We start from the raw sequence: 7,032 nt of genomic DNA, 5'->3' as shown, positions 1-7,032 counted from the left end.
GTGGTGGGGGCTGGCGCGGACGCGGGGACACCCACGCTGGACCTCTCGTTGCGGCTGGAGGTGCGCAGGCAGCACGGAGGCTTCCGACAGGGCTTCTTCGGGCCGGACTACGAGCTGGCCCGCTTTCGAACGGCGAGCCCGGACGGAGCCCCGCTGGCGACGGCTTCCTTCCCGGATGGCTACTCCCTCCAGGGCGAGGTGCGGGCGGGTTGGGATGCCGTGAGCTACGGCGGCCTCTACAAGCACCTGAAGCTGTCGCTGAGCGCGGAGGTCTTCTCCTGGGGCCGCGTGGACGTGGACGGCCGGGTGGCGGTGCAGCTCCTGGGGCGCGACCTGGAAGTGGCGCTGAAGGGCCTGGGAATGGGCCTGGGGCAACCCGGAGCCCGCTACCTGGGAGCGGCGGAAGCACGTTGGCGGATCCTCGCGGGGAAGCTCTACGTGATGGGCACGGGAGGCACGCTGTTGTTCCCGGATGGGGACGGAGCGCTCCGGCCTGGAGCCTTCGCTTCAGTGGGCCTGGGGGTGGACAATGCGCGCTGAAGCGCTGTGGGTGTGCCTGGCCGTTCTCGTCACCGGCTGCACGTCGCTGCGGCCCGTGTCCGGCAGGAGCCTGAGCTACGCGCCACGCACGGTCGTGGTTGAAGCATCCGCTGAAGCATCCTCGCTCGTAGCCGTCGTCGAGCCCGCGGAGGAGCTGCCGCGGCTGCACCGTCGCAAGGCCATCCGCCAAGAGGGAACGGGCGCGAGTCCAGGCCGTGTGGCCGTGGCCGCGAGTCCGGCACTCCAGGAGGATGTCTGGGAGAAGTTGCTGACGGACGCGGGGCTGGAAGCGGGCGACGAACGGCCGCTGCCGGGAGGATCGCTCACCTCCATGCAGGCGGCGCGGCTCCTGACCCTGCTGCTCCGCAAGCCCGTGACGCTGGGAACGTTTCCCGCCCGTATGGCCGTGGGACAGGTGTTGCGCGAGGTGCTGGCGGAAGGCGCGGTGTCGCGCGACGACCTGTCGCGCAGGGTCGAGCGCTACAGCCGGGTCGCGGTGTTGCGGCCAGACGGCTACCTCGCCTGGGTGTGGAATGGCCGCACGCAGCAGAAGGCCGGAGCCGTGGAGTGGAAGGACGGCGCGTTCCGGGCAGGCCCCTTCGAACTGGGCCGCTTCTACGTGAGCAACGGCTTCGTCTTCCAGCTCGCGGACGAACAGCTGGCGCCAGTGAACGGCCCGGTGTTCGTCGAGGTGTATGACGACGCGGACCTCCTTGGCCGGACCCTGGACGGGGCGGAAGCCGCTGTCGTGAAGCTGGCGCTCTCGCTGGGGAAGTTCTTCACGTACCCGTTGGACAGCGTCACCGCGTTGAAGGACCTGCCCGCGGGAGTGGCCGCGCTCCTCGCGTCATCGCCCGAATACTTCGAACGCTTCCGGTTCATGTCCCGAGGCGACCAGATGCGGACCGTGGCCGAGCTGGCTACGAACCTCATCCTGACGACAGGCTCCGCGACATCCGCGACGCGAACGGTAACGGGGGCCCTGACGGGTGCCGAAGCAACGGTGCCGGTTCTGTCGTTGTCAGCTCAAGGGGCGCTCGCCATCGAGCGGGTCGCGGTACCCGTAGGCCGCGCGGCCGCCGTCCTGGGAGGAGGGCCGGGTGCGGCGATCATCCTCCAGCGGGCATCCACGGCGACACAGGGAGGCGCACCGTCCAAGGGGCCCGGCCAGTGGGGGCCCGTGAAGGAGTCCATGAAGCCGCGCGCCCGGCGCTATCAGGAGCAGATCACAGGGCACTCCGCGGACGAGGCGTACTGGGTGGGAGGCACCAGCACGCAAGCGGGTGGAGTGAAGTTCGACGGCTTCAAGGACGGCGTGCTACTGGAGGCCAAGGGGCCCGGCTACGCGAAGTTCTTCGACGGGCTGGAGCCCAAGGCGTGGTTCAAGAATTCAGGTGCGGCTGACCTTGTTGCACAAGCAAAGCGCCAGAATGAGATCGTTCGAGGCATGGGTATCCTCATTGAGTGGCATGTGGCGGAAGCCGGGGCCGCCCAGGCCATTGAATGGTTGCTTGAGAGCGAAACCATCAGCGTTATCAAGGTCATCCACACCCCAGCGCGCTGAGGAGAAACGCGTGACCGCAAGCTTCGAAACCACAACCTGGCCTGAGATGTACTACGCAGGTGCCTATTGGGGACCGCGCGAGGAATCTCCCGAAGAGTGCGCGCGGCGCACGGCGGAGTTTCTCAACTTGCTTTCGCCGTACGATCCGCTCCTGGCAACTTGGTACAAGCCTACCCGGTCACTCAAGGACGTGCGCAAGTACCCGTTGATGCCACCTGACCTCAGCACTCTCACGGAGTTGTTCCGACGCGGGGTGAATCGAGAAAGGGGCGGGCCGGTCTTTGCATCGCTCGGCTTTAGTTTCTCGTTTGGCAATGGCGGGCTGGAGACTGACGGTGTGCACCTGCGAATGACTTGTGGCTGTTACAGTGAGGTCAATGCCAACGTCTGTGTCATGTCCCTTCCGAGTAAGGGCCCCCATACAGAGCGGCTGATGTCAGTGCCCGTGTTGAGCGGAGTGCTGCGCAGCATGGCGCTTGCTTTCGACCCTGACTGGGCTGTCGCTGGATCTCATGAATACCGCAAGCAGATGAACGCGGACTCGACAGCAGGTGCGTTCGTCGGTTGGGTCACGTACCAGTCGCGACGCCGGGGGACGGTGCCACCGCTTCCCGCGCCAGTCCGCATCGAGCCTGTTGAGGACAAGGGCGCGCTCATCATCCTCTCGCCAGAGCGCATCTCCGCGAGAAACCCCGAGCATGTCGAGCAGGGCCACCGGATCGGAGCGCTGCTGGCCAGGGCGGGCCTCATGCAGCCCGTCATGCCCTGACCCGCGTGGATTGATCAGATGGAAGGAAACCGCACCCTTGGCAGGACGAGCAGCCGTGTACCTTCCGCGTCCTGGAGTTCCAGAGTGTAGACGCCGCGAGCCTCACGGGGCTGCGCTTCGGCTTCCACGATGATCCGAGCGGTTCCGTCTTCGGAGCCGAGAGCCACTTCAATCACTTCCACGATCTTCAAGGTCTGATGATTCGGACCGATGAGGCTCGCCCTGACGGCCCTACTGGATAGCGGCATCCCACCAGAGAACTCCAACTGCACAGCGACCCGGCGTGCGGAGCGGAAACTCCTGACGCGGAACTCCGTGCCTGAGGGACCCGTGACAGGTTCCTCCATTTCCAACGCCTGGACTCCTCCTTGTCCCAGGACCTTCTCTGAGAGGAGCACCGCCAACCCCACGTCGGGGCAGGCCGGCTTGTCGGACACGCCTCCATCCGCGGTTGCCAGAAACGGGAGCAGGAACAGGAGCACGCACCCTCCTATTCGTCGTACCGCCACACGCCCTTCACGGACATCAGGTTGGGAACAATGGCGGTGTTCTCATCTCCCCCTTCACTGCGAGGGACGCCCCGTGTGCGATCATTGAGGAACCAGAGCTCGACACATACCGGAAATGTTTCACCCGTCTTTTCCTGACGCAGTTGGGTGAAACGACCGTAGACCCGTTTGGAACCCACATAGAGCGTGCCCGTCAGCAGGGAGCCGTGGCGAACGTGCCCCTCGATGCCATGCGTGTACACGGCAGCACGGCCCTCGCGGACGGTGACGAGCCTGGAGCGCACAGTCGGGTCGAACTTGGCGGCCCACTGCATGCCTTCGATATCGAGCTTCTGCATGGCCGCCTGCGCATCCAATGGACAGTCCTCGGCGGGAGGCGTGGGCCGGTCCACCAGGGGCGCGCTGGCGCAGGCCATGCCCGCCATACAGGTCGCAATCGTCGCGGCCTTGAGCACACGAGCAGGCTTTGGAGACGGCGGAACAGGAGGCTTGGTCATCACGGGAGCACGTTCCTCGGGAGGCGCCACCACCGCGGCGGCGACGGGAACACTGTGCGGGCGGTCCGGCGTGATCGCCAGTTTATGACCAACAGGGGCGGAAACACTCTCTGGGACCTGTGGGGTTGTATGTCGAGTCCAGCCCCGAAGCAGGACCTCCCAGGTCCCGGGTCCCGCCAGCAGCAATCCCAGGCACACCACCACGCCCACCCACCCCCAGGCCGGGAACCGACGCGGGGCCACCGGCTCGGGAACAGGCCGGGGCCTTGGCGCGGGCTTCAGGTACGGCTGCGCGGGCCACGCCGGACGGCGGATCTGATTCGGCGTGCCCGGAATCTCGTCGAAGAGGTGCGCCTCGAACGCCGCCGCTCCACCCGAGAGCAGCCCTCGCATCAGCTCCGAGTGCGCCACCTCCCCCGTGCGAGGCCTCTGTTCCGGCTCCTTCTCCAACAGCCGCAGGATGGCCCTCGACAGGGGCTCCGGCACCTGGGGGTTGATGTCCCGCGGAGACGGCGGCAGCCGCTCCGTGATGGCCACCGCCAGCAGCTCCGGCTCCTGCCCCGGCGGGAACGGGTAGTGCCCCGTGACGGCCCGGTACAGGCACACGCCCAGGGCATACAGGTCATCCGCCTCCCGGTATGGATAGCGCAACTCCGGCTGCCTCCAGTGGCGCTGCTGGAACCGGATGGCCTCCGGACTGCGCAGGTGCAGCGTTCCCGGGGGCAGGGTGGTGGTCGTGAGCGTCGCGGCCCCCGTCTGGTCACCCGCCCCGAAGTCGATGAGCACCGGCACCTGCTCCCTCGCGCGGATCAGGATGTGCTCCGGCTTCAGGTCGCGGTGCAGCACGCCTCGCGCATGCAGCACGCCCAGTGTCATCGCCACCGAGCCACCCACCATGGCCACCTGCCGGAACGTGGGGTTGACCGTCTCCACCCAGAGGTGGAGCGCCATCCCCTCCACGCAGTCCATGACGAAGTACGGCAGCCCCTCCACCGGATCCGGCCACCTCCCCGTGGCATGCACCCGCACCACGTTCGGATGCCACGCCCGGTCCAACAACAGCGCCATCTCCCGCAGCGCCCGGGCCGGGTCCGGATGCAGCGACAGCTTGAGCGCGAAGCTCCGCCCCGGTGCGTCCAGCGGCTCCACCCGGTAGACCGCGCCGTACCCGCCCACTCCCAGCGTCCCCTGCACGCGCCAGCGCCCCACCACCGCGCCGGGCTGGAGCGCCCCCGGGAACACCTGTGACCCTTCCTGACCCATGGACTCACAGGGTCGCATGAACTCCACTCAACCTGGAAGGTCTCCCGGAACAGGGTGCCGGAGACAACCCTGGGTCCGTGTGTTCTCACGTCAGGAAGTCTCGCCTCGTGGAGCCGGGCGGAACGCTGTCAGCGGAACAGAGGGGCGGTGACCGAAATGTGACACGAAAAGGGCGTGCATCGGGCCGGTGGTGTCAGACGGATTTGATGTATTAAGCCGCGTCTCATCGCAGCTCTCCCCCCATTCAGGAGTTCCTGATGCGTCGTATTGGCTCAGCCCTTCTCGCCGTGAGCATGCTCGTTGGTTGCGGTCCTGGTACCCAGGCGGAGACTCCCCCCGAGTCCGCCCCGGCCGCCGAGCAGCAGCAGCAGGCGCCCATCCTCACCACGACGAACGTCGACGTGGCCATCGAGTGCTCGGGCATCCTCGAGTTCGCGAACACGGCGTCGTACTCGCTCCTCGACCGCTACCTTCCCAGCAACGTGGTCACCAACCTCGTGAACCGCCGCGCCACCACGCCGTTCACGTCGCTGGCGGACCTGTCCACCGTGCCGCTCGTCGGCCCGGCCCGGCTCAAGCAGCTGGAGGGCGGCGCCCGGACGATGGACTTCATCGACGCGGACTGTGTCGGCATCCTGGATGGCATCGCCATCTCCCGTGACGACCAGACCGCCATCGTCGCGCTGGTGAACAGCATCGACGACTCGGAGCTGCACGACGTCCTGCCGGACGCGTGGAACGGCGCCGTGAACCTGCTCAACGCGCGCCCCTTCGCCAACGCGCAGCAGATCGCCGACACGGCGGGCATTGGTGACGTGAGCTTCCGCAACATCCGCAACTCCGCCACCCTGAGCCGCCCCCTGGAGGCGCTCTTCACCGCCATCAACGCCATTCCCAGCAACGGGTCTTACGGCGCCACCACCCTGCGCCACTTCGACTGGTGGAACATCGCGTCCGCCAACCACTACTACCGCGACGACAAGACGTGTTTCGGCCTGGAGCCCACCAGCGTCCCCTACGGCGCCTCCATCCGCCCGAACCTGGCCGATGCCGCCGAGGTGCGCGCCGAGGTCCAGCGCGCCTTCAACTACGTCAACGGCAACGCCCACATCTCCCCCACGGTCCGTGACGCGGGCCTCGCGAACCTGAACGCGCTGACCCAGGGCCGCTCGTTCAAGGGCTGCATCATCACCTACGAGAACGACCCCTGGAGCCGCAACACCGTCCACATCTACGTGGACACCGTGAACGGCTTCAGCGTGATGACCGAGACCTGGTGGGCGGAGTAGTCCTCCCCACCTGACGTCCCTGCCGTCCCGAAGCCCCGGGTTCCCTCATGGAGCCCGGGGCTTTGTCGTGTCCGGAAGCAGGCAGGCCCCTGGAGGGCAGCCTCCCGGCCCGGGAAGGAATCCGTGCATCCCTGTGTGTCTACGGGTATAGACACGCCCCATGTGCCCCCTGGTGAACACGAAGGACCTGATTGACGCCCAGGAGGTGGCGGGCCTGTTGCGCCTTGCCCACCCCAACAGCGTCAGCACGTACCTGCGCCGGTACCCGGACATGCCCCGTCCGGTGCTCGACCTGGGCGCCGGGCGCCCGCGCCTCTGGCTCAAACCCCAGATGCTCCGCTGGGCCCGCGCCCGCCAGGCCGCCGCCACCACCGCCACCGGCGCGCCGGTCGCCGTCGCGCAGGGCCCCCAGATGGCCATGGGAATGCTCGGTCCGATGATGTCGGTCGGGATGAGCATGATCGGCCCCGCGATGCAGATGGGCATGATGCCGCTGACGATGGGCGTCCAGGCCGGCACCCAGGCCCTGCAGGCGGGCATGCAAGCCGGCACCGGGCTGATATCGAGCATCGGCCAGGCCGGGCAGGGCGCCGGCGCCGCC

Annotated in this window: 6 protein-coding genes and 1 pseudogene; 5 read left to right on the top strand and 2 right to left on the bottom strand. The window is 67.4% G+C overall.

Annotation, left to right across the window (positions count from 1 at the left end; translation table 11 throughout):
* The 3 genes and pseudogenes from D7Y15_RS41260 to D7Y15_RS41250 all read left to right on the top strand — a co-directional run.
* Positions 1-540: pseudogene (locus D7Y15_RS41260) on the top strand (hypothetical protein); the annotation flags it as partial.
* Positions 530-2,104: a Tox-REase-5 domain-containing protein gene (locus D7Y15_RS41255; RefSeq protein WP_121756006.1), complete on the top strand. Its 1,575-nt coding sequence runs from the start codon at positions 530-532 to the stop codon at positions 2,102-2,104. The pseudogene D7Y15_RS41260 and the gene D7Y15_RS41255, both read left to right, overlap by 11 nt.
* Before the next feature lie 10 nt (positions 2,105-2,114).
* Positions 2,115-2,873 carry an immunity 52 family protein gene (locus D7Y15_RS41250; protein WP_233605290.1) on the top strand — a complete coding sequence of 253 codons (759 nt, stop codon included), beginning with the start codon at positions 2,115-2,117 and terminating at the stop codon, positions 2,871-2,873.
* Positions 2,874-2,887: 14 nt separating this feature from the next.
* Here D7Y15_RS41250 and D7Y15_RS41245 read toward each other — a convergent pair whose 3' ends face one another.
* Positions 2,888-3,355 (bottom strand): DUF2381 family protein, encoded by a 468-nt coding sequence (locus D7Y15_RS41245; protein WP_158629209.1) that lies wholly within the window; start codon positions 3,353-3,355, stop codon positions 2,888-2,890.
* Positions 3,356-3,363: 8 nt separating this feature from the next.
* A complete protein-coding gene (locus tag D7Y15_RS41240) occupies positions 3,364-5,160 on the bottom strand; it encodes a serine/threonine-protein kinase (protein WP_148713008.1) in 1,797 nt (598 codons plus the stop codon).
* Positions 5,161-5,399: 239 nt separating this feature from the next.
* Here D7Y15_RS41240 and D7Y15_RS41235 point away from each other — a divergent pair, with 239 nt between their 5' ends.
* The gene (locus D7Y15_RS41235) at positions 5,400-6,431 is read left to right on the top strand and encodes a hypothetical protein (RefSeq protein WP_121756003.1); all 1,032 of its coding nucleotides are present in this window, start codon (positions 5,400-5,402) and stop codon (positions 6,429-6,431) included.
* Positions 6,432-6,603: 172 nt separating this feature from the next.
* The coding region (locus D7Y15_RS46180; protein ID WP_233605289.1) for a hypothetical protein at positions 6,604-7,032 on the top strand (429 nt) is incomplete at its 3' end.

Origin of the sequence: Corallococcus sp. AB030, from assembly GCF_003668965.1 — a bacterium.
Lineage (GTDB): Bacteria > Myxococcota > Myxococcia > Myxococcales > Myxococcaceae > Corallococcus > Corallococcus exiguus.
The sequence above is the reverse complement of the archived record's forward strand: the minus strand, read 5'-3'. Positions and strand labels throughout refer to the sequence as shown.

Bases quoted from the DNA above. Each gene is read 5' to 3' on its own strand.
- D7Y15_RS41255 (WP_121756006.1), top strand. From the start codon at position 530: ATGCGCGCTGAAGCGCTGTGGGTGTGCCTGGCCGTTCTCGTCACCGGC.
- D7Y15_RS41240 (WP_148713008.1), bottom strand. From the start codon at position 5,160: ATGCGACCCTGTGAGTCCATGGGTCAGGAAGGGTCACAGGTGTTCCCG.
- D7Y15_RS41235 (WP_121756003.1), top strand. From the start codon at position 5,400: ATGCGTCGTATTGGCTCAGCCCTTCTCGCCGTGAGCATGCTCGTTGGT.